The 19,828-nt window shown below is 60.5% G+C and carries 24 protein-coding genes; 12 read left to right on the top strand and 12 right to left on the bottom strand.

Annotated elements, in window-relative coordinates:
• Position 1: 1 nt before the first annotated feature.
• A complete protein-coding gene (locus tag A8B82_RS23800) occupies positions 2-832 on the bottom strand; it encodes a hypothetical protein (protein WP_138069632.1) in 831 nt (276 codons plus the stop codon).
• A 125-nt stretch (positions 833-957) separates the two neighbouring features.
• Here A8B82_RS23800 and A8B82_RS00705 point away from each other — a divergent pair, with 125 nt between their 5' ends.
• Both A8B82_RS00705 and A8B82_RS00700 read left to right on the top strand, forming a co-directional pair.
• Positions 958-1,239 carry a hypothetical protein gene (locus tag A8B82_RS00705; protein WP_067287014.1) on the top strand — a complete coding sequence of 94 codons (282 nt, stop codon included), beginning with the start codon at positions 958-960 and terminating at the stop codon, positions 1,237-1,239.
• A gap of 84 nt (positions 1,240-1,323) precedes the next feature.
• Positions 1,324-2,448: a beta-ketoacyl-ACP synthase III gene (locus A8B82_RS00700; RefSeq protein WP_067287013.1), complete on the top strand. Its 1,125-nt coding sequence runs from the start codon at positions 1,324-1,326 to the stop codon at positions 2,446-2,448.
• 19 nt (positions 2,449-2,467) lie between these two features.
• On the opposite strand, the gene arsH is transcribed toward A8B82_RS00700, so the two are convergent.
• Positions 2,468-3,175, bottom strand: a complete 708-nt coding sequence (arsH, locus tag A8B82_RS00695; RefSeq protein ID WP_443069325.1) for an arsenical resistance protein ArsH — start codon at positions 3,173-3,175, stop codon at positions 2,468-2,470.
• A 1-nt stretch (position 3,176) separates the two neighbouring features.
• A complete protein-coding gene (locus A8B82_RS00690; RefSeq protein ID WP_067287007.1) occupies positions 3,177-3,635 on the bottom strand; it encodes a hypothetical protein in 459 nt (152 codons plus the stop codon).
• A 258-nt stretch (positions 3,636-3,893) separates the two neighbouring features.
• On the opposite strand from A8B82_RS00690, the gene A8B82_RS00685 reads away from it, so the two are divergent.
• Positions 3,894-4,475: a thymidine kinase gene (locus tag A8B82_RS00685; RefSeq protein WP_067287004.1), complete on the top strand. Its 582-nt coding sequence runs from the start codon at positions 3,894-3,896 to the stop codon at positions 4,473-4,475.
• A 412-nt stretch (positions 4,476-4,887) separates the two neighbouring features.
• Here the strand turns inward: A8B82_RS00685 and A8B82_RS00680 are convergent, their stop codons facing one another.
• From A8B82_RS00680 to A8B82_RS00665, 4 genes are all read right to left on the bottom strand, one after another.
• The gene (locus A8B82_RS00680) at positions 4,888-5,226 is read right to left on the bottom strand and encodes a tRNA-binding protein (RefSeq protein WP_067287001.1); all 339 of its coding nucleotides are present in this window, start codon (positions 5,224-5,226) and stop codon (positions 4,888-4,890) included.
• Positions 5,219-6,034, bottom strand: coding sequence for a pyrroline-5-carboxylate reductase (proC, locus tag A8B82_RS00675; protein WP_067286999.1), 816 nt, complete (start codon positions 6,032-6,034; stop codon positions 5,219-5,221). Before proC ends, A8B82_RS00680 begins: the two co-directional genes overlap by 8 nt.
• A gap of 33 nt (positions 6,035-6,067) precedes the next feature.
• Positions 6,068-6,568: a YbjN domain-containing protein gene (locus A8B82_RS00670; RefSeq protein WP_067286996.1), complete on the bottom strand. Its 501-nt coding sequence runs from the start codon at positions 6,566-6,568 to the stop codon at positions 6,068-6,070.
• Positions 6,569-6,908: 340 nt separating this feature from the next.
• Positions 6,909-7,154 carry an accessory factor UbiK family protein gene (locus A8B82_RS00665; RefSeq protein WP_067286993.1) on the bottom strand — a complete coding sequence of 82 codons (246 nt, stop codon included), beginning with the start codon at positions 7,152-7,154 and terminating at the stop codon, positions 6,909-6,911.
• A gap of 93 nt (positions 7,155-7,247) precedes the next feature.
• Between A8B82_RS00665 and lgt the strand changes: the two genes are divergently transcribed.
• The 5 genes from lgt (at position 7,248) to A8B82_RS00645 (ending at position 11,471) form a co-directional block, all read left to right on the top strand.
• Positions 7,248-8,135, top strand: a complete 888-nt coding sequence (gene lgt / locus A8B82_RS00660) for a prolipoprotein diacylglyceryl transferase (RefSeq protein ID WP_067286991.1) — start codon at positions 7,248-7,250, stop codon at positions 8,133-8,135.
• Positions 8,132-9,193 (top strand): class I SAM-dependent methyltransferase, encoded by a 1,062-nt coding sequence (locus A8B82_RS00655; RefSeq protein ID WP_067286988.1) that lies wholly within the window; start codon positions 8,132-8,134, stop codon positions 9,191-9,193. Before lgt ends, A8B82_RS00655 begins: the two co-directional genes overlap by 4 nt.
• Positions 9,190-9,945 carry a peptidoglycan editing factor PgeF gene (pgeF, locus tag A8B82_RS00650; RefSeq protein ID WP_067286985.1) on the top strand — a complete coding sequence of 252 codons (756 nt, stop codon included), beginning with the start codon at positions 9,190-9,192 and terminating at the stop codon, positions 9,943-9,945. Before A8B82_RS00655 ends, pgeF begins: the two co-directional genes overlap by 4 nt.
• A 146-nt stretch (positions 9,946-10,091) precedes the next feature.
• Positions 10,092-10,376, top strand: a complete 285-nt coding sequence (locus A8B82_RS23795; protein WP_138069631.1) for a hypothetical protein — start codon at positions 10,092-10,094, stop codon at positions 10,374-10,376.
• Positions 10,377-10,682: 306 nt separating this feature from the next.
• Positions 10,683-11,471, top strand: a complete 789-nt coding sequence (locus A8B82_RS00645; protein ID WP_235604588.1) for a Hint domain-containing protein — start codon at positions 10,683-10,685, stop codon at positions 11,469-11,471.
• A 38-nt stretch (positions 11,472-11,509) separates the two neighbouring features.
• Here the strand turns inward: A8B82_RS00645 and A8B82_RS00640 are convergent, their stop codons facing one another.
• Positions 11,510-12,010 (bottom strand): Lrp/AsnC family transcriptional regulator, encoded by a 501-nt coding sequence (locus A8B82_RS00640; RefSeq protein ID WP_067286983.1) that lies wholly within the window; start codon positions 12,008-12,010, stop codon positions 11,510-11,512.
• A gap of 219 nt (positions 12,011-12,229) precedes the next feature.
• Between A8B82_RS00640 and trxB the strand changes: the two genes are divergently transcribed.
• The 3 genes from trxB (at position 12,230) to A8B82_RS00625 (ending at position 16,858) form a co-directional block, all read left to right on the top strand.
• On the top strand, positions 12,230-13,240 hold the full coding sequence (gene trxB / locus A8B82_RS00635; protein WP_067286981.1) for a thioredoxin-disulfide reductase: 1,011 nt from the start codon (positions 12,230-12,232) through the stop codon (positions 13,238-13,240).
• Positions 13,241-13,308: 68 nt separating this feature from the next.
• Complete coding sequence (locus A8B82_RS00630) at positions 13,309-15,000, top strand: adenylate/guanylate cyclase domain-containing protein (RefSeq protein ID WP_067286979.1); 1,692 nt, start codon at positions 13,309-13,311, stop codon at positions 14,998-15,000.
• A gap of 142 nt (positions 15,001-15,142) precedes the next feature.
• The gene (locus A8B82_RS00625) at positions 15,143-16,858 is read left to right on the top strand and encodes a bifunctional sulfate adenylyltransferase/adenylylsulfate kinase (RefSeq protein ID WP_067286976.1); all 1,716 of its coding nucleotides are present in this window, start codon (positions 15,143-15,145) and stop codon (positions 16,856-16,858) included.
• A 56-nt stretch (positions 16,859-16,914) separates the two neighbouring features.
• On the opposite strand, the gene A8B82_RS00620 is transcribed toward A8B82_RS00625, so the two are convergent.
• The 4 genes from A8B82_RS00620 to A8B82_RS00605 form a co-directional block, all read right to left on the bottom strand.
• Entirely contained in the window at positions 16,915-17,775 is an 861-nt protein-coding gene (locus A8B82_RS00620) for a glycosyltransferase family 10 domain-containing protein (protein WP_067286972.1), read from the bottom strand.
• Positions 17,772-18,662, bottom strand: coding sequence for a PhzF family phenazine biosynthesis protein (locus tag A8B82_RS00615; protein WP_067286966.1), 891 nt, complete (start codon positions 18,660-18,662; stop codon positions 17,772-17,774). Before A8B82_RS00615 ends, A8B82_RS00620 begins: the two co-directional genes overlap by 4 nt.
• Positions 18,663-18,768: 106 nt before the next feature.
• Positions 18,769-18,987, bottom strand: coding sequence for a DUF1150 family protein (locus tag A8B82_RS00610; RefSeq protein ID WP_067286964.1), 219 nt, complete (start codon positions 18,985-18,987; stop codon positions 18,769-18,771).
• A 3-nt stretch (positions 18,988-18,990) separates the two neighbouring features.
• The gene (locus A8B82_RS00605; protein WP_067286957.1) at positions 18,991-19,404 is read right to left on the bottom strand and encodes an Hsp20 family protein; all 414 of its coding nucleotides are present in this window, start codon (positions 19,402-19,404) and stop codon (positions 18,991-18,993) included.
• Positions 19,405-19,564: 160 nt separating this feature from the next.
• On the opposite strand from A8B82_RS00605, the gene A8B82_RS00600 reads away from it, so the two are divergent.
• Positions 19,565-19,789: a YdcH family protein gene (locus A8B82_RS00600; protein ID WP_067286954.1), complete on the top strand. Its 225-nt coding sequence runs from the start codon at positions 19,565-19,567 to the stop codon at positions 19,787-19,789.
• Positions 19,790-19,828: the final 39 nt, after the last annotated feature.

The following is a 19,828-nucleotide window of genomic DNA, read 5'->3' as shown; positions in this document are numbered from 1 at the left end:
GTCAAGTGTCACCGGAAGTTTCTTGCGCCAAACATTCAAGCAATTGATAGCGAAGGGTATTATTAATTTCATCGCCTGCCTTGCTGACTTTACCGCCTGCCTCGCTTCTCATTTTTTCCTGTTTGGTATGTGCGCGCAGACGTTGTTCGGCCCGTGACAATTCGTAGCTTTCCACCCCGTGCGCCGAAGGATCGAGCAGACCTGTCGCCAAACGAATGAAACCGACATGCTTTCGCCGTAGATTGCGTCGGAGATCGGCTTGAACAACAACCATCGCTTCCCAAAGTTCATTTGCATCGGAATCCGTCGGCATGTTGTTGGCCGGAGGGTTCAGCTTTTTCGCCCCACGCGCGGCAATACAGGCAGATTGTTCTGCCGCCGCCAAGAACGCGCCCGAACTCACGTTTGAACCGGAATAATGAATCGCTTCAGAGAGGCCAAGACCCGCAATCAAGCCATTGGTTAACGTGTCCGAATTGACCCCATTGGTGCTTCCTACGCCATATAAAACCGCTGTTAGAATAAGTGCGCCATTTCCATATTTCCCCAGCCTCCGAGAATGATCGGCAGCAACCAGGAATTCATTCGCCACGATATGGTTGAATTCAACCAATGCTCTGTAATGTTCTCTTCTTACGACTGGCCCTGCTTTATCAACCGGAAATGCCGATGAATTGCGGCGGCTCGCTTTCGTTACCGCCGAATTATAGGCTTCATCTGCTGATATGATTGAATATCGTTCATCTAACGGTGAAGTGCCTTCTGCACACCCGCTAATGAGGCCAGACATCACGAATAGGCTCGCAAAAAAGCGGCTCTTTTGTAAAATCATTTCAATAATCTTTCATATTCTGAATATCCTTAGTATCAACTGATTCGTCCAAAACAGCGAGTCTTTCTGGTCATAACCAAATACGGATGGTACTTTCCCATTAAATCAATCGGGAGTTTACGCATATGTTCCGCACCCTAATTCCCGCTGTTTTCCTGCTCACCGCCTGCACCCCCGTCACTGCCCCCAGCGCCCTGCCATTCTTCGGCGATGGCTACCGCTTCGACGGCGATGCCTGCCGCCGCTTGGGCGAGGACGCCTATACCAACCAGTTTCTCGACGATGCCGCCGATCTGGTTGGTTGCCCGGAGGACTTGGAAAACCTTGGCGTCTTTGTCATTGACACCGGCGCGCAGGAAGTCGCGCGGCGCGATGGCTATGTTCTGTATTCCGTGCCCCGGGGGTAAGGGCCGGGTCAGGTGCACCTCAGACACGCCCTTGCCCCCGGCCCCGGACCCCGGCTAGTTTGGCGCAAATCAAGAGGTTACCGAATGTACACACCTGTTATCACCGGCACCGGCATCTTCACGCCGGACCAGATCATCACCAATGCGGAACTGGTGGCCTCGTTCAACGCCTATGTCGATCTGTACAACTCGGAACATGCCGCTGCGATCGAAGCGGGCGAGGTTGAGGCCAAGACGCATTCCTCCGAAGAGTTCATCGTCAAGGCCAGCGGGATCGAGCGGCGCTATGTGATCGACAAGGCGGGCGTTCTGGACCCGCAGGTGATGCACCCGTTGCTGCGCCAACGCAGCGATGACGAACCTTCGCTGATGGCCGAAATGGCGCTGGATGCGGCCAACAAGGCGCTCGCCCAGGCGGGCAAGACTGCGGCGGATGTCGATGCCGTGATCTGCGCCGCATCGAACCTCGAACGCGCCTATCCGGCTGTGGCAATCGAAATTCAGGAGTTGTTGGATATCAACGGCTTTGCATTCGACATGAATGTCGCCTGCTCCTCTGCCACCTTCGGCATTCAGGCGGCGGCGGATATGGTGCGCAGCGGCTCGATCCGCTCTGCCCTGGTGGTCAATCCGGAAATCTGCTCGGCCCATCTGGAATGGCGAGACCGCGATTGCCATTTCATTTTTGGCGATGTGGCCACGGCCACGCTGATCGAGCGGGAGGAAGCCGCGCAAGGACCCTATTTTGAAATCAAATCAACCCGTTGCGCGACGCAGTTCTCAAACAACATCAGGAACAACAACGGCTTTCTGCGCCGGTCCCGGCCTGATGGCGTTGCCGACCGGCGCGACATGCAATTCATGCAGAATGGCCGCAAGGTATTCAAAGAAGTGCTGCCGCTGGTCTCTGATCATGTCGCGGCGCATATGGCGGACAATGGTGTCGTCAGCGATGATCTGAAACGGATCTGGCTGCACCAGGCCAACAAGTCGATGAATGATTTCATCGGGCGCAAGGTACTGGGCCGGGTGCCCGAACCGGGCGAACAGCCCAATATCCTGCAGGATTATGCCAATACGTCCTCTGCCGGGTCGATCATCGCCTTCTCCAAATACTCCGATGATCTGAAAGACGGCGATATGGGGCTGATCTGTTCCTTTGGCGCGGGCTATTCAGTCGGGTCCGTCATCGTGCAAAAGCACGGCTGAGCGCCAAGCCGAAGCCGCGTCAGAGCGATTTCAAAGACACACGTTTGTGGACCTCTTCCGCGCTTTCCACTCGCTCGGAATAGCGATCCACAAGATAATCCGCGCGCCCGCGCACCAGCCAGGTGAACTTGACCAGTTCCTCCATCACATCGACAACGCGGTTGTAGAACGGGCCCGCAGGCAGGTGTCCCGCCTCATCGAACTCCAGCCAGGCCTTGGGAATACTGGACTGGTTGGGAATGGTAACCATCCGCATCCACCGCCCCAAGATACGCATCTGATTGACCGCGTTGAAGGATTGCGATCCGCCACTGACCTGCATCACCGCCAGGGTCTTGCCCTGTGTCGGCCTGATGCCGCCCTTCAGGGACAAGGGCAGCCAGTCGATCTGCGCCTTCATCACCGCCGTCATCGCCCCGTGGCGTTCCGGGCTGGACCAGACCATGCCTTCGGACCAGACCGCCAGATCGCGCAGTTCCTGTACCTTGGGGTGATCGGCCTCCGCCCCATCGGGCAGCGGCAGCCCCGTAGGGTCAAACATCCGCGTCTCGCATCCCAGATGCTCCAGGATACGTGCCGATTCAATGGTGGCCTTGCGCGAATAGCTGACCTCGCGCAGCGACCCATACAGCAGCAATATGCGCGGCTTGTGACCCGGATCACCTTCTGCGCGCAAACGGTCGGTTTCGATCTGAGGCAAGGCATCCGCTTGCAGGGAAGACAAGATATCAGCCACTTTCTTCTTCCAGGTTCAGTTTCATGTCGATCAGCACCTGCTGCAACATCGTCGTCTCGCGCAGCAGCCGCTTTGCTTCGTTTACCGTGATCCGGCCATCTTCCATGGATTGCTGGTATTCGGCCATCAGCATTGCAAAACGCTGGCTCAGCGCGATCACATCGGAATTCACCCCACCAGTGCGCGGCGCATTCGGGCGATCGTCATGAAAGGACAATTCGACGCCGCCCAGCTCTGCCAGGGCAGCCGTTACATGAGGATAGCGCGCAGCCTTCTCAAGCTGCGCCACCGCATCAATGGGCATGAAACGATCGGCATGTTCTGCATTGTCGGAATAATAGCGCCCCAAGGTCGCCTTGGACTTTCCGGTCAATTCGCAGGCTGGCTCAATTCCAACATCCTTCACCAGGGCCTCGGTGTGTTTCTTCAGATAGCTGCCTATTCCGGCCATAACTTCGGTTCTCCGTTGGCTGGCGCATGCCCTTCGGGGGAACACGCCTCGGTTTTTCCCATTAACCGCAGACCCGGCAGATGTCATTCACATTCTATCCGCAGAGTACGCGGAATGACGAGTGACCTGCGGCCCCTGCGCAGCGTTTGTTTGGTTCGGCCATTTCTGAAGAGAGAGGGAGCTTCAGGCCCGCAGGGCAGCAAATGGACGAACCCTTTTGCTTGATCGCCGCGATGATCCTGACGTATGGGATGCGCCATGGCCAAACTTTATTTCCATTATTCAACCATGAACGCGGGGAAATCCACCGTTCTGCTGCAAGCTGCGCATAACTACGTAGAACGGGGGATGCACCCCTATCTGCTGACGGCCCAGCTTGACGACCGCGCGGGCGAGGCACGCATCGCCTCGCGGATCGGGATCGGTCAAAAGGCGGATACTTTCGCACCCAAGGAAAACCTATTTGCCAAGATCGAAACGCGGCTGGCCCAGGGGCCATGTGCCTGTATTTTCGTGGACGAGGCACAGTTCCTGAGCGCCGAACAGGTCTGGCAACTGGCGCGCGTGGTCGATGACCTGAACGTGCCTGTCATGTGCTTTGGCCTGCGGGTAGACTTTCGCGGCGAATTGTTCCCCGGCTCTGCCACCCTGCTGGCCCTCAGCGATGAAATGCGCGAGGTCCGCACCATCTGCCATTGCGGCAAGAAGGCCACCATGGTGGTGAGGATGGACGCAGGCGGCAAACCCCAGCGCGACGGCGCGCAGGTCCAGATCGGGGGTAATGAGACCTATCTGTCCCTCTGCCGACGCCACTGGCGCGAGGCAGTTGGGGATAAATGATCACCAACACCTTTTAAAAAGCCGACTATTTCGGCGGGTTATCCACCGCATTTTTCCTGAAACTTGATTAAAGCTCACTTTCTTTCAAAGTTATCCACATATTCAACATCAACACATGCACATCGCAGAACTGTCGAAATAGCCCCCTTGGCGGCCCGAAATTCCGGTGAAAAACATCCATTCTAGAGCGATGGCGAGGAAATCGGCAACGATTTCCGACTCGGACATCGCGCAATATCAAAGGGATAGAGCACCGCGATTGAGTCAAGCCAACTGGACGGTGCTCTAGTCGCGCTGAGGGTGAAATCCCGCGTCATGGCCCCATCAACTGCACCACAGAGCCGGCCTGGAAAATCCGCACAGCGCAGCTCATGCAAGACATCAGGAAAGCTGCACAGCTCACTGATTCAATTCAGTGCATGCGCCCACCGATGGGAACCTCCTGGTCCGGAGACAGCAGAACAATCGCCCCCTCCGCGTCCGGCACCCCCAACACCAGCACCTCGGACATGAAGGGGCCAATCTGGCGCGGTGGAAAATTCACCACCGCCATCACCTGTCGGCCGATCAGGTCATCGGGCGTATAATGCACCGTGATCTGCGCCGAGGTCTTGCGGGTGCCGATTTCTTCCCCGAAGTCCACCCAAAGCTTGATCGCAGGCTTGCGCGCTTCTGGAAAGGGTTCTGCGCGGATCACCGTCCCGACGCGGATATCCACCTTCATGAAATCATCGAAATCAATCTCAGCCATCTGACAGCTCCCTTGATCTGTCGGCGGCTGCCGCCACCGCACGTTTCAACAGCGCCGGGAACCCAGTTTCGGGGTCCATCAACACCTCAAGCGCAGCCTGGGTCGTGCCATTCGGACTGGTCACATTGATGCGAAGCTGCGTGGGATCCTCTGCCGCCTCCATTGCCAGCGCCCCGGCCCCGGCGACCGTCGCCTTGGCCAGTTGCAAGGCGAGTTCACGCGGCAACCCCTGGGCCACTCCGGCCTCTGCCATCGTCTCCATCATGTGAAAGACATAGGCCGGCCCCGATCCGCTGACACCGGTCACCGCGTCGATCTGCGCCTCTTCGGTCAGGCGCACCACCTCGCCTACTGCGCTGAGCAGCGCTTCTGCCTCGTCCAGGGCCTGTGCGCCGACAGCAGCATTACCAACGATCGCCGTGATCCCCCGCGAAATCGCGGCAGGCGTGTTTGGCATGGCGCGCACGATGGGCGTTTGCGCGCCCAGAACCTTCTCGAAATAGGAAACTGGGATCCCGGCGGCAACGCTGACAAAAACCGTGCTGCCATTGCCCATGGCCTGCAAGGTCGGCAGCGCCTCTGCCATCATCTGCGGTTTGACCGCCACCAGCACAAGCGCCGGTGTTTCGGGAAGGGTTTCGTTCAGATGAACCCCCTGCCCCCGCAACCAGTCAGATGGCACAGGGTCCAGAACCCAGACAGAGGAGGGCGGCAACCCGCGCGCCAGCCAACCAGCCAGCATGGCTGACCCCATCTTGCCGCAGCCCAGCAACACCAGGCCTCCGGCAGCAATCCGACTGTCTTTCATCACAAATCTCCCGCATTTACTCGCGGGAAACTGTTACGCGTGGCCGTAGGCCTCTGCAATGGCGACCTGAAGCGCGTCTTTCGGGGTCCGGTCCCCCCAGATCAGCAGCTGCAACGCCGGGTAATACCGCTCCGCCGACATCACGGCAGCCGTGATCATTGTGTCGATCTGCTCGGCCGAGGCATCCTGCCCGCCTGCCAGCACCAATCCATAGCGATAGACCATCAACTTCTGCTCTGCCCAATAGGTAAAGGCCCCCGCCCAGCATTGGTCATTGATGGAATTGAGCAACTCGTAAACGCCGGGCAAGGCATGCTCCGGCGGGTCCATGTCAAAGGTGCAGATCAGGCGCAGCGTTTCGTCGAACGCGGACCAGGCCAGGGTGATCGAATAGGTCCGCCACTGGCCCTCGACAGCCATGGCGATCTGCTCATCGGAAATCCTGTCGAAATCCCACTCATGATGGGCCGCCAGGTTTTCCACGATATCAATGGGGTGAATGTCTTCTTCAAGGTACTGCTCGGACAGGGCCATTTCGCCACCTCTTTTTTTGGTCCAGAGCCGTGGTGCGCCTGCGCCACCAGCCATGGATGCCTGCACTAATAGGCGGGGAACTCTTCCAAGCCTATACTAGATATGGTGGGCGATAAGCGTGACCCGTGGCAACCTTTTTCTTGGGGATAACTACAAATTACGGGGGATATCTCCAATATCTTGTGGGAAAATCAATCACAGCCGCGAAATATCAGCGATGCTTTTCTTTTTGGCTACAAATATCCATGCGCCCCACCCGACACCGGTCGCGACACCGGTGGTCAGGTGATCACCCGCCCCTTGCAATAAATGGGAATGGCGCGGCAGCGCCGCCTTTTGGTCAGCCCTTCTTGGCGTCCAGCGCGTCCAGCCGCGCCTTGAGCGTCTCATTCTCTTCGCGGGCCTTCTGCGCCATCGCGCGCACCGCGTCGAATTCCTCGCGGGTGACAAAGTCGCGGTCCGCCAGCCAGCGGTCCATCATGCCTTTCAACGCGGTTTCGGCCTCGTTCCGGGCCCCCTGTGCCACGCCCATGGCATTGGTCATCATCTGGCTGACGTCGTCGAAAAACTTGTTGCGGGTCTGCATGTCGGGCCTCCGGGGTTCGCTTTCATCCTATATGGGGCCCACTTGCCGCAGGCGCAAGGTTGACTTCCCCGCCGGGGCGCGCTCAATCAGCGCATGATCGCAATGCTCCCCTTCCCCGATATCTCCCCCGAGGTTTTCTCGATCTCGCTTTTTGGCACAACCTTCGCGCTGCGCTGGTATGCGCTGGCCTATATTGTCGGCATCCTGCTGGGCTGGCGGCTGGTCGTGCGCGCCACCCGGACCCCGCGCCTTTGGAAGAACAACACGCCTGTGATGACCCCCTCCCAGGTCGAGGACCTGCTGTTCTGGGTGATCCTGGGCGTCATCCTGGGCGGGCGGCTGGGCTATGTGCTGTTCTATCAACCGGCGTTCTACCTCTCCAATCCCCTGCGCATCCTGCAACTCTGGGAGGGCGGCATGTCGTTTCACGGCGGGGCATTGGGCGTTATCATTGCCGGGCTGCTTTTTACCCGGCGCCACAAGATCCCCACCATCTCGACCGGCGATCTGGTCTGCCTCGGGCTGGCACCGGGGCTGTTCCTGGGGCGTCTGGCCAATTTCATCAATGCCGAGCTTTGGGGCCGCCCGACCAATCTGCCCTGGGGCGTCGCCTTTCCGACCGATGCGGCGCAATACTGCCCCGACGTGGCGGGGATCTGCGCCCGGCACCCCTCGCAACTTTATGAAGCGCTGCTGGAAGGGTTGATCCTGGGCGGCATTCTGGTCTGGATGGCCTGGCGGCGCGGCGCGTTGCAACGCGAAGGGCTGATCGGCGGCACCTTTCTTGCGGGCTATGGCATTGCCCGCTTTGCGGTCGAATTCGTCCGCCAGCCCGACGCGCAATTCGTCAGTGACGGCAACCCGCTGGGCCTCGCCTGGCACATGGGCGGCTATGGGATGACCATGGGCCAGATCCTCTGCCTGCCGATGATCATGGTTGGGGTCTTCCTGATCCTGCGGGCCCGACGCCGCGCAGCATGAGCCTGCACGACCATATCGTCGCACGCATCCGGGCCGAGGGTCCGATGCGGCTGGACGACTATATGCAGTCCTGCCTGTTGCACCCGCGCTGGGGTTATTACGCGACCCGCGACCCGCTGGGGGCTGCGGGGGATTTCACCACCGCGCCTGAGATCAGCCAGATGTTCGGTGAGGTCATCGGCCTGTCGCTGGCACAGAAATGGCTGGACGACGGCGCGCCTGCCCCCTTTACCCTGGCGGAACTGGGTCCCGGACGCGGCACCCTGATGGCCGATATCCTGCGGGCCTGCGCACAGGTGCCGGGATTTATCGACGCGGCGGAAATTCACCTGATTGAAGCCTCCGACAGCCTGCGGCAGATACAGGCCCAAACCCTGAAGGCCGCTCGGGTCACATGGTCAACCGACATCGGCGATCTGCCGGAACAACCGCTTTATCTGGTGGCAAACGAATTCTTTGACGCGCTGCCGATCCGCCAGTTTGTCCGGGAAGGGACGCGCTGGCGCGAACGGCAGGTCGGCCTGCAGGACGGCACCCTTGCCCTGGGCCTGGGCCCTGCCCAGCCGCAACCTGCGCTGAAGGACAGGATCAAGGATACCCACGACGGCAACGTGGTGGAAATCTGCGGTGCCTTGTCCCCGATCCTGTCGCAGATCGCGACCCGGATCGCAAACCACGGCGGCGCAGCGGTCATCATTGATTATGGCGACTGGCACACGCTGGGCGACACCTGGCAGGCTGTTCAGGATCATGCCCCCGCAGACCCGCTGGCCGACCCAGGTGCCGCCGACCTGACCGCACATGTGGATTTCGAAGCGATCGCCCTTGCCGCAGCCCCTTGTGCCTACAGCCGCGTCACCCCGCAGGGCGTGTTCCTGGAACGGCTGGGCATCACGCAACGGGCGCAGCAACTGGCGCAGGCGCTGACCGGCCCGGCGCTGGACAGCCACATCGCTGCACATCGACGGTTGACGCATCCGCAGGAAATGGGAAACCTCTTCAAGGTGATCGCCCTCTATCCACCAGAGTCGGCACCGCCACCGGGATTGGAACCATGACACTGGAAATTCTCACGTCGGACAGCCTTGCCCCCCTGCGTCACGGGTTCTTTACCCGCGCGGGCGGTGCGTCCTCGGGGGTGTTCGCCGGTCTGAACTGCGGACAGGGCAGTTCCGATCAACGCGAAATCGTGGCGATCAACCGCCGCCGCGTGGCTGACGCCATGGGCGTGCCGCAGGAGCACCTGCTGGGTGTCCATCAGGTTCATTCTGCAACCGCGATCACGGTGGCTGAACCGCAGGCCGACAAGCCGAAAGCGGATGCGCTGGTCACCGCCACCCCCGGTCTGGCCCTGTCGGTGCTGACCGCCGATTGCCAGCCCGTACTGTTCGCCGATGCCGAAGCCGGGGTTATCGGGGCCGCCCATGCCGGATGGCGCGGCGCGCTGGACGGCGTGTTGCACGCCACCGTCGATGCCATGGTGGCGCTGGGGGCCAAGCGACATGCCATCACCGCCGTGATCGGACCCTGCATCAGCCAGCGCGCCTATGAAGTCGGGCCGGAATTCTTCGAGGATTTCATCGCCGAGGATCAGGCCTTTGCCCGCTACTTTGCCAATGGCGATGGCGACCGGATGCTGTTCGATCTGCCGGGATTTGGCCTGAACCGGCTGCGGGCCGCTGGCGTTGGCCATGCGGAATGGACACATCATTGCACCTACAGCGATCCGGCGCGGTTCTACTCCTATCGCAGAACCACCCACGCCAAGGAGGCCGACTACGGCCGACTGATCTCTGCCATCACCCTTTGATTTTGACGCAATTGGGGCAGGTCCGGCCCCCTTCCTGCCCGAAAGGGCCAATCGCGAAGTGGAAACAATCACGCCAAAGTGGCAGGATTGACCACAAAGCCCCCGCAAACCCCAATAAAACAAGGGCACTCAGGAATTGAGGCGCCGTGGCCACAAACAACCGGCCCAATGGTGAAGCTTTTTCGAAACTTTTCTTAAAACGCCAAAAACCCGCCCGATTGGCCGGGCATATTGATCCTCAAGCAAGGGCAACGACCCGAAAAAACCAGACCGAGGATGAGACAATGAAAACCAACACGCGCTTTATCAAGAACGTCGTCGAAACCGCAGCCAAGAATGACACCGTGATGCCCTGGGCACGCGGCGCACGCCGCAAGGCTTTCATTGCCAAGCGCACGGCATCAGACGCATCGGCGCGCAAGACCGCCTGAGCACCGCACCAGCCTCCCCAAAGCTACCAGTTTTGCTGGTACGAGTGCAGGACCCCCCACGCGTTGATTCGCGAGGGGGGTCTTTTTTTGCGCGAAATGTGGCGGACGCCGGCGGAAATGAGGAAACAGAACGGCGATATTCCACCAAATTAGCCTTAAATGGGGCATTAATGTTCGACAAACTTTGACAATCTAGCTCTTTCATGGCGATTTAAGCCTCGTAGAAGACATGAAATGACAAATGTTATTTCCGTTGTTGTCGGTGGGGGCCGACACGGATGTGACCAACCTTGGAAGGGTGATCGCATGAATATTACTGCTGCCTCGGGCGCCCGCCTGACGACCAGACTGAAAGCACCGCGTGGGTTCGACCTGAACGCGCCGGGTCCTGCAAACGGCGGCCTGCGGGCAGCCGTCCCCATGCCGATGCGCAATTTCGAAATAGCGGCGCTGCGGTCGGATGACTCGCTCTACATCGGACAGGACAGGGCCCCGGCCATTCCCTTGTTCGAATCCGCCTTTTCCGCTTTTGCACGCGGCACGCTGATCCAGACCGTCAATGGCGAGGTTGCGGTCGAGGATCTGCAACCCGGTGACATGATCAACACGTCGACCGGGGAACCGGCCAAGCTGATCTGGATCGGTTCCTCCAGTTTCGTGCCTGCCGATGCGGGCCGCCGGATGCCGCTGGTGCGGATCATGGCCGACAGTTTCGGACAGGGGCGCCCCGCCTCCTTCCTGACCGTGGGACCGGGCGCGCGGGTGCTGCACACACCCCACCACCTGAGGTCAGAGGCCGGGGGCACACGGATGCTGACCTCTGTCCGGGAATTCGTGGATGGCGTGAACGTGATCGAGATCGTACCGCCAACGCCTGTGCGGCTGTTCCACATCTGCCTGGACCGGCATGCCGCGATCAATGCGGGCGGGCTAGAGATGGAAACCTTTCACCCCGGCGCCAATGCAACGCGGACGGTAACCCATTCACTTCGCGACCGTTTCCTGGGGATGTTTCCGCGTATCAGTCACATCACCGACTTTGGCCCCCTTGCCCACCCTCGCGCCCCCGAACCGGAAAACGGCCAGGTCGCCTGAGGGCACACGCCGCGACGGCGTCCCCCTGGGCCTGCTCCTCAGGGGGACGTCTTCAGGCGTTCTTCCAATACATCGAAAGGCACGCCGGGCTCATCCTTGGCACCACGGATGACCAGGCTGGTCTTGACGCTGGCCACATTCGGGGTGGTCAGCAGCTTGCCGGTCAGAAAGCTCTGGAAACTGGACAGGTCGGGGGCCACGCATTTGATGATGAAATCGACTTCGCCGTTCAGCATGTGGCATTCACGGACCAGCGGCCAGTCGCGGCATTTCTGCTCGAAGGTGCTCAGGTCCGCCTCGGCCTGGCTCGCCAGCCCGACCATCGCGAAAACCTGAACCTCGAACCCCAGTTCGCGGGCATCGACATCGGCGTGATAGCCGCGGATGTAGCCTTGTTCCTCCAGCGTGCGCACCCGGCGCAGGCAGGGCGGTGCTGAAATGCCGACCCGCTTGGCCAGCTCAACATTGGTCATCCGCCCATCCGCCTGCAATTCGGCCAGAATTTTCCGATCAATCGGATCAAGCCGTGTACCTGCCATGACGCCCCCTGTGGTATTTGCGATTCTTATATCAGCGCGGCAATTCTGCGCAATATTGTTTCGTATTCGCGCAAGAATCTTCCAGAGTCGACACTTAGCGCCAGCATCCTTCGAAGAAAAGCCCTATCGGCCCGGCTTCCGGTCATCCCAACGGGGGTTTAAGCGGGAGCGGAGCTTGTCTATATGACGGGGGCTGCAACAGATGTTCGGGGGTGCCGTATGGCCGAGACACGCAAAACCAAGGTTCTGATCATTGGCTCAGGCCCCGCAGGCTACACCGCCGGTGTCTATGCCAGCCGCGCCATGCTGGAGCCTATTCTGGTGCAGGGCATCGAACCGGGCGGCCAGCTGACCACCACCACCGAGGTCGAGAACTGGCCCGGTGACAGTGAAGTGCAGGGCCCTGACCTGATGATCCGCATGCAGGACCATGCCAAGGCCATGGGCACCGAGATCATCGGCGACATCATCACCGATCTGGACCTTTCCAGCCGTCCCTTCCATGCCAAAGGGGACAGCGGCACCACCTATGTGGCCGATGCGGTGATCCTTGCCACCGGTGCGCGGGCAAAATGGCTCGGCCTGCCGACGGAGGACAAGTTCAAGGGCTTTGGCGTCAGCGCCTGTGCGACCTGTGACGGGTTCTTTTACCGTGGTCAGGAGATCGTCGTCGTCGGCGGCGGCAACACGGCTGTCGAAGAGGCGCTGTTTCTGACCAACTTCGCCTCAAAGGTCACGCTGATCCACCGCCGCGACGAATTGCGCGCCGAGAAGATCCTGATCGACCGGCTGATGAAGAACCCCAAGATCGAACCGCTGTGGTTCCATGAACTGCACGAAGTCTATGGCACCGACAGCCCGCTGGGCGTCGAAGGCATCAAGGTAAAGCATGTCGAGACCGGCGAAATCACGGACATCCCCGCCAAGGGCGTGTTCATCGCCATCGGCCATGCCCCGGCGAACGAACTGGTCAAGGACGTGCTGGAAACCCATATGGGCGGCTATGTCGTGACCAAGCCTGACAGCACCGAAACCTCTATTCCCGGCGTCTTTGCCGCCGGCGACCTGACGGACCACAAGTACCGCCAGGCGGTGACCAGTGCCGGTATGGGCTGCATGGCTGCGTTGGAGGCGGAACGGTTCCTGGCCGAAATGGGCGACGATGTGGAGATTCCGGGCGGCAAGGACACTTCCCTGCCGCTGGGCCACGGCGCGCAGGTGGCTGAATAGGCTGCCATCGCCCGTCTTGACCTGATCCTTGCGCCCCCGCAAACTCGGGCGAACGCAAGGAGCAGGACATGAGCGATCTCTGGCGCGGAACCACTGCCACCCGCCTGCGCATCGCCAGCGGTCTGGTGTTGTTCATCTATGCCCTGCTGCATTTCCTGAACATCGGGCTGGGCCTCATTTCGACCGAGCTGATGCATGCGGCGCAGGATCTGCGTCAGGTTGTCACCCGCAGCCTTGCCGGAACGATCCTGATCTACGGTGCATTTACCATCCATCTGGCCATGGTTCTGGGCAGGCTTGCCCTGCGCGGCACCCTGCGCATGCCGTTCTGGGAGGCTGCGCAGACCGCGCTTGGCCTGATGATCCCGGTGCTGCTGATTGCGCATCTGGTCCACACTCGCACCGCGCACGAGCTTTTCGGTGTGAACGACGAGATGGGGTATATCTCGCTCTTGCTCTACAACACGCTGGATGGCTGGAAACAATGCGCCTTGCTGGTATTGGTCTGGGCGCATGGCTGCACGGGCCTGCATTTCTGGCTGCGCGGAAAGGCATGGTGGCGCAGGTCACTGCCCGCACTTGCCGGCTTTGCCGTGCTTGTCCCTGCCTTTGCGCTGGCCGGGTTCCTGACCGAAGCGCGCCGGGTCGCAGCGGATTTTCGCATCGCGGAAAAGCGTGATGCGATCTATGCCGCCTACAATTTCCCCGATGTCGACACTTTCGCCACGCTCATCGCCTGGACGCGCTATCTTGGTTGGGGGTTGTTTGCCGTGCTGGTGGTCGTCGGCGCAGTCTATGTGACCAAGTCGGTCCTGTCGCGACGGCAATCCGTGCGGGTCAGCTATGTGGACGGGCCGGAGGTCTGGGCCCCCAAAGGCCTGACGCTGCTGGAGGTGTCCCGCCTGCGCGGCGTGCCACATGCGTCGCTTTGTGGCGGGCGGGGGCGCTGCACCACTTGCCGTGTTCGGATAGAGCAAGGTGCAGACCAGTTGCACCCGCCCAGCCCGGCAGAGGCCCGCGCCCTTGCTGCGGTGGGTGCAGAGCCGGGGATGCGGCTGGCCTGCCAGATCGTGCCGGTTGCCCCCACGACCGTGTTCCGCGTCTTTCAGCCCGATGGCCGCCGCAAACACCGCACCCACGCCAGCCAGGGCGAAGAAAAACAGCTGGCGCTGCTGTTTCTTGACATGCGTGGCTTCACGGCCCGCACTACCGGCCAGTTGCCCTATGACGTGGTGTTCCTGTTGAACCGGTTCTTTGACGCGGTTGTCCCCGCGGTCAACCGCGAGGGCGGCACGATAGACAAATACCTTGGTGACGGGTTCCTGGCGATCTTTGAAACGGCAACGCCCGAAAGCTCGGCACAGGCGGCGTTGCGCGCCATCGAAGGCATTGCGCTGGCACTGGATGAGTTCAACGCCCAACTGTCGGACGAAGGACAAGGCCCCGTTGCAATCGGGATCGGCGCACACCTCGGGGACGTGGTTCTGGGCGAGATTGGGGCCATCGGCCAGGCCCCCCGCACGCTGATCGGCGACACCGTGAATACCGCCTCACGGCTGGAGGGGGTCACCAAGGAACATAGCGTACAGGCCATGATCTCTGCCCCGCTGCTGGCAGCGGCGGGCCATACGCCCGCACCGGACCTGATGGTAGAGTTGACGCTGCGCGGCGTCCACGCCCCGCTTGCGTCATGGCCGGTCAAGAATGCCCGTGACCTAACGACGCAACTTGATGCATTGCCCGGTGCCGGGACCGCCTGAAACCGGTCCTGACCGGCCATTTTCCGCAACCCGGACAGGATTTTTTCTCTTTTTCCCCTTGCACCGCTAGACTCTGGCCACTGTGCGGGGGCATAGGGCCTGCAATACTGTCACGACGACATAAGGCAAAAGTGAGTTTGACATGACGATGGTGCAAAATTTATCTCCGATCCCCGAACTGTATGTTTCCTACGATTCCGCCCAGAAGCTGAAACATGAGGCAGGTGAGCTGGTCAGCCACGACCTGACCCCGCGCCAGATCTGTGATCTGGAACTGCTGATGAACGGCGGCTTCAACCCGCTCAAGGGTTTCCTGTCCGAAGCCGATTATGACGGCGTCGTGGACAACATGCGGCTGGCCGACGGCACGCTTTGGCCGATGCCGATCACCCTGGACGTGAACGAGGGTTTTGCCGAGAAACTGGAACTGGGTCAGGACATTGCCCTGCGCGATCAGGAAGGTGTCATCCTTGCCACCATGACCGTGACCGACCGTTGGGAACCCAACAAGGCCCGTGAGGCCGAAAAGGTATTCGGTGCCGACGATGACGCGCATCCGGCGGTCAACTACCTGCACAACAAGGCGGGCAAGATCTATCTTGGCGGTCCGGTCACAGGCATTCAGCAGCCGGTACATTACGACTTCCGCGCACGCCGCGACACACCCAATGAACTGCGCGCCTATTTCCGCAAGATGGGCTGGCGCAAGGTTGTCGCCTTCCAGACCCGCAACCCGCTGCACCGCGCGCACCAGGAACTGACGTTCCGCGCCGCCCGCGAAGCGCAGGCCAACCTTTTGATCCACCCGGTTGTCGGCCTGACCAAGCCCGGCGATGTGGACCACTTCACACGCGTCCGCTGTTATGAGGCGGTGCTGGACAAATACCCGGCGGCCACCACCTCGATGTCACTGCTGAACCTCGCCATGCGCATGGCCGGCCCCCGCGAAGCGGTCTGGCATGGTCTGATCCGCAAGAACCACGGCTGCACCCACTTCATCGTCGGTCGCGACCACGCGGGCCCCGGCAACAACTCCAAGGGCGAAGATTTCTATGGGCCCTACGATGCGCAGGACCTGTTCCGCGAGCATCAGGAGGAAATGGGCATCGAAATGGTCGATTTCAAACACATGGTCTATGTGCAGGAGCGCGCCCAGTACGAACCCAATGACGAGATCGAAGACCGCGACAACGTCACCATCCTGAACATTTCCGGCACCGAACTGCGCCGCCGTCTGCGCGAAGGTCTGGAAATTCCCGAATGGTTCTCCTTTCCCGAAGTGGTCAAGGAATTGCGCCGCACCTCGCCGCCGCGCTCTGACCAGGGCTTTACCGTGTTCTTCACCGGCTTTTCCGGCTCGGGCAAATCCACCATTGCCAATGCTCTGATGGTCAAGCTGATGGAAATGGGCGGCCGCCCGGTGACACTGCTCGACGGCGATATCGTCCGCAAGAACCTCAGCTCCGAACTGGGCTTCTCGAAAGAGCACCGTGACCTGAACATCCGCCGCATCGGCTATGTCGCCTCCGAGATCACCAAGAACGGCGGCATCGCCATCTGTGCGCCGATCGCGCCCTATGCGACCACCCGCCGCGCGGTGCGCGAAGACATCGAAGCCTTCGGTGCCTTTGTCGAGGTCCATGTCGCCACATCCATCGAGGAATGCGAACGCCGCGACCGCAAGGGGCTTTACAAGCTGGCGCGTGAGGGAAAGATCAAGGAATTCACTGGCATTTCAGACCCCTACGACGTGCCGCAGAACCCCGAACTGTCACTGGACACCGAAAGCGTGGACGTCGACAACTGCGCGCATCAGGTGCTGCTGAAACTGGAAAGCATGGGTCTGATCAGCGGCTGATCCGGTCCCTTTGCGACGAACCCGAAGCGCAGCCCCTTGGGGCTGCGTTTTGCGTTTCAGAGGCTGTCGCGGATCGCGCGGGCGGCGCGGCCCTCCAGATCAGCCCAATGGGCAGCCTGCGGTTTCGCGGCCAGCAGAGCCGGGGTCAGCTGTCCATATTGCGCGGAATCGGCGGCCCGGATGGCGGCCCTCATCTCGTCCGCCGTTTCACACAGGATCATGCCACCGGTCTCCATGAAATCGCCGATGTTCGGGCAGCCCCAGTAGATCGGGACGGTTTCACACAGTACCGCATCAACAATCTTTTCGGTGAAGTAATTCCGCTCGCGGATGTTCTCGATCACAACGGAGAAACGATAAGGCGCAAGCCCGTCTGATTTCTCCGCAAAGGGCGCATAACCCCGCCCGAGGATATCCACATCCAGCCGCTCTGCCTTGACCAGATCAACCATATCGTGCCGCAGCAGATGCCCCTGCGTGTCCCGCTTGGCCGAAGCGATGAGGGACATGTGCCGTGTTTTTTCGATCTTCAGTGTTTCATGATCAGGCACCCAGCTGGTGCCGAAGGGCAGCATGATGCCATTCGGGATCGCCGCCAGCAGCACGTCGTCGTGACAAAGCACCCGGTGGAAACGACGGAAACTCCAGCGCAACATCTTCAGGTGGCGCGCGTGGATCACCCGTGGCTCAACCACCATCACCGAAACCTGCGCGCGGGTGCCCCAGCGCGGTTGAATATGCATGGCCGTCTTGGGGTAAACGATCAGGTGATCAGTGGATGTCAGCTCCGCCACCTTGCCCCCGTCCAGCCTGTCAGGCCGTCCCAACGGCCAGTGCAGTTCATCCAGTGGCATCTGCGCCAGCGCGGGTCCCAGGTGCTGACCATAGGGCAGGACAGCGATGGCCGGATCGCTCACGCGTTTGTACCTGTATGGGGCAGAAACACATCGCCCGACATGATCACGCAACCCTGTCCGGACACTTCGACACCGGTGATGGCGTCGCGTGGTCCCAGAACGGTGACCCGCGCCTGACCCGGCCTGCCCATGCCATGACCCTGCTCGGCCACATAGGACGGCCCCGCCAACAGCCCCCGCGCCCAGAGATAGCTCGCCGCCGCACCGGTGGCCGATCCGGTAAACGGGTCCTCCGGCGGGCTGGGCGGTGCCAGCAGAAGCCGCGCATAAGTGTCACCGGCAGAGGTGGCCCCTTCCAGGGTGATCCAGTAAGGCTCCATGATATCAATGCTCTGATGACCCAATGACGCAGCATAGGCCCCAAGCGCTGAAGGATCGAACTGCAGCCGGTCGAGGGCAGCCCGGTCGCGCAGGACCGTGATGCAGAACGGCAACCCGGTTGAAACGATCTGCGGCGGGCTGATGATCTCTTCCGGGGTGATGCCACCGATTGCTGCGACCAGATGCGGAGGGATCTCCGGGCCGAAGGTCGGCGCCACTTGTGTCATGGTAATCAGGTCGCCCACCACCTCGACCGCCACGATGCCCGCCCCGGTTTCCAGCCGCAGCGGCCCGTCGCCGATCATGCCGCGATGGCGCAGCGCCGCAACAGTGGCAATGGTGGGATGCCCCGCAAAAGGAATTTCCCGGCTGGCCAGATAGTATTTGACCCGCAGGTCCGCCACATCGGACGGCCCGGTAAAGGTACATTCCACCAGAGAGGTTTCGCGCACGTAGCCCATGCAGGTTTCATCGCTCAGAACCGCGCCGCCATGCACCACGGCACATCCGTTTCCGCCAAACGGCTGGCTGGTAAAGGCATCGACCCAATCAAATTCAAGGCGCATTGCAAACTTCCCCGGACAACAAAAAAGGCCGCAGTGCGCTGCGGCCTCCTACAAATCCATGATCTGCGTGGCGGGGTAAAGCCCCCGACCGCGCTTAATGCATCCTCTAATGCACCATCACCGGCGCATAGTCATGTTCGCGCGCCAGATGGAACGCCAGCTTGCGGTCGCCGACAAGCGCCAGCTGCTGGCCTTGGGCATCGTGGACCGAATAAAGCTGTTCCAGACCCTCGGCCTGATCACGCACTTCGCGGGGCAGATCGCTGACGGCGATTGTCTTGACGTATACCGTCCGGTCTCCGCCATGGGTGGTCATGTCATGCATATCTTACCCTTTCTTGATCTTTATGGTTTGTACAACTGTTTCAGGTTTGGCGCGGGTCAAGTCCACGTGCAGCAGACCGTTCTCCATCTGGGCCTCGCCAACATCTACCCCGTCGGCCAGCACAAAGCTGCGCTGGAACTGGCGCGCGGCGATGCCACGGTGCAAAAACACCCGGTCTTCACCATCATCGCGCTGACGTCCGCGGATCACCAGCTGGCGGTCCTCGACAGTGATGGAAAGATCATCCTCGGCAAAGCCCGCAACGGCCAGCGTGATGCGATAGCTGTAGTCGGATGTCTGTTCGATATTGAAAGGCGGATAGCCTTCGTTGCCGGATTTCGCAGTGCGTTCCAGCACCCGTTCCAGCTGTTCAAACCCCAACATGTGAGGGTAAGAAGCAAGCGTCAGTTTCGTCATGCGACACGTCCTGTATTAAAGCGACAGTCAGGTATGGGTCCCTTCAGCGGCAACCCATGAAATAAATATGGGGGCATGAACTACCGGGCGCAAGGGCTATGCGTGAACAAGCGCAAGTCCTATATTGGGGTACTCTAACTGTGATGGAATCACCCGACCGATGAATGCGCCGACTGATCTTTCCATGAAAAACGACGATGTCCTGCGGGTGGAACTTGAAGTGTTCCGCCGCGAGCACCGCGATCTGGACGAGGCGATCAGGGCCCTGACGGACCGAAGCACGGCGGACCAGTTGACCCTGCAACGCCTGAAGAAACGCAAACTGCGGCTCAAGGATCTGATCGCCCAGATCGAAGATCGCCTGACCCCCGATATCATCGCCTGAAACATCGCTCGCACGCATTGCCCTGCAGGCGCGGGCAGG

The sequence above is a fragment of the Sulfitobacter sp. EhC04 genome (assembly GCF_001650875.1).
Lineage (GTDB): Bacteria > Pseudomonadota > Alphaproteobacteria > Rhodobacterales > Rhodobacteraceae > Sulfitobacter.
Note: the sequence above shows the minus strand (reverse complement) of the source record. Positions and strands in the feature narration are given on the sequence as shown.

Excerpts from the sequence above, each read along its gene's own strand:
- lgt (WP_067286991.1), top strand. The coding sequence starts at position 7,248 with ATGATCGCAATGCTCCCCTTCCCCGATATCTCCCCCGAGGTTTTCTCG.
- trxB (WP_067286981.1), top strand. The coding sequence starts at position 12,230 with ATGGCCGAGACACGCAAAACCAAGGTTCTGATCATTGGCTCAGGCCCC.
- A8B82_RS00605 (WP_067286957.1), bottom strand. The coding sequence starts at position 19,404 with ATGACGAAACTGACGCTTGCTTCTTACCCTCACATGTTGGGGTTTGAA.
- A8B82_RS00655 (WP_067286988.1), top strand. The coding sequence starts at position 8,132 with ATGAGCCTGCACGACCATATCGTCGCACGCATCCGGGCCGAGGGTCCG.
- A8B82_RS00665 (WP_067286993.1), bottom strand. The coding sequence starts at position 7,154 with ATGCAGACCCGCAACAAGTTTTTCGACGACGTCAGCCAGATGATGACC.
- A8B82_RS00680 (WP_067287001.1), bottom strand. The coding sequence starts at position 5,226 with ATGGCTGAGATTGATTTCGATGATTTCATGAAGGTGGATATCCGCGTC.
- A8B82_RS00685 (WP_067287004.1), top strand. The coding sequence starts at position 3,894 with ATGGCCAAACTTTATTTCCATTATTCAACCATGAACGCGGGGAAATCC.
- A8B82_RS23800 (WP_138069632.1), bottom strand. The coding sequence starts at position 832 with ATGATTTTACAAAAGAGCCGCTTTTTTGCGAGCCTATTCGTGATGTCT.
- A8B82_RS00625 (WP_067286976.1), top strand. The coding sequence starts at position 15,143 with ATGACGATGGTGCAAAATTTATCTCCGATCCCCGAACTGTATGTTTCC.
- A8B82_RS00615 (WP_067286966.1), bottom strand. The coding sequence starts at position 18,662 with ATGCGCCTTGAATTTGATTGGGTCGATGCCTTTACCAGCCAGCCGTTT.
- A8B82_RS00640 (WP_067286983.1), bottom strand. The coding sequence starts at position 12,010 with ATGGCAGGTACACGGCTTGATCCGATTGATCGGAAAATTCTGGCCGAA.
- A8B82_RS00630 (WP_067286979.1), top strand. The coding sequence starts at position 13,309 with ATGAGCGATCTCTGGCGCGGAACCACTGCCACCCGCCTGCGCATCGCC.
- proC (WP_067286999.1), bottom strand. The coding sequence starts at position 6,034 with ATGAAAGACAGTCGGATTGCTGCCGGAGGCCTGGTGTTGCTGGGCTGC.
- A8B82_RS00700 (WP_067287013.1), top strand. The coding sequence starts at position 1,324 with ATGTACACACCTGTTATCACCGGCACCGGCATCTTCACGCCGGACCAG.
- A8B82_RS00610 (WP_067286964.1), bottom strand. The coding sequence starts at position 18,987 with ATGCATGACATGACCACCCATGGCGGAGACCGGACGGTATACGTCAAG.
- A8B82_RS00670 (WP_067286996.1), bottom strand. The coding sequence starts at position 6,568 with ATGGCCCTGTCCGAGCAGTACCTTGAAGAAGACATTCACCCCATTGAT.
- A8B82_RS00690 (WP_067287007.1), bottom strand. The coding sequence starts at position 3,635 with ATGGCCGGAATAGGCAGCTATCTGAAGAAACACACCGAGGCCCTGGTG.
- A8B82_RS00705 (WP_067287014.1), top strand. The coding sequence starts at position 958 with ATGTTCCGCACCCTAATTCCCGCTGTTTTCCTGCTCACCGCCTGCACC.
- pgeF (WP_067286985.1), top strand. The coding sequence starts at position 9,190 with ATGACACTGGAAATTCTCACGTCGGACAGCCTTGCCCCCCTGCGTCAC.
- A8B82_RS00645 (WP_235604588.1), top strand. The coding sequence starts at position 10,683 with ATGAATATTACTGCTGCCTCGGGCGCCCGCCTGACGACCAGACTGAAA.
- A8B82_RS00600 (WP_067286954.1), top strand. The coding sequence starts at position 19,565 with ATGAATGCGCCGACTGATCTTTCCATGAAAAACGACGATGTCCTGCGG.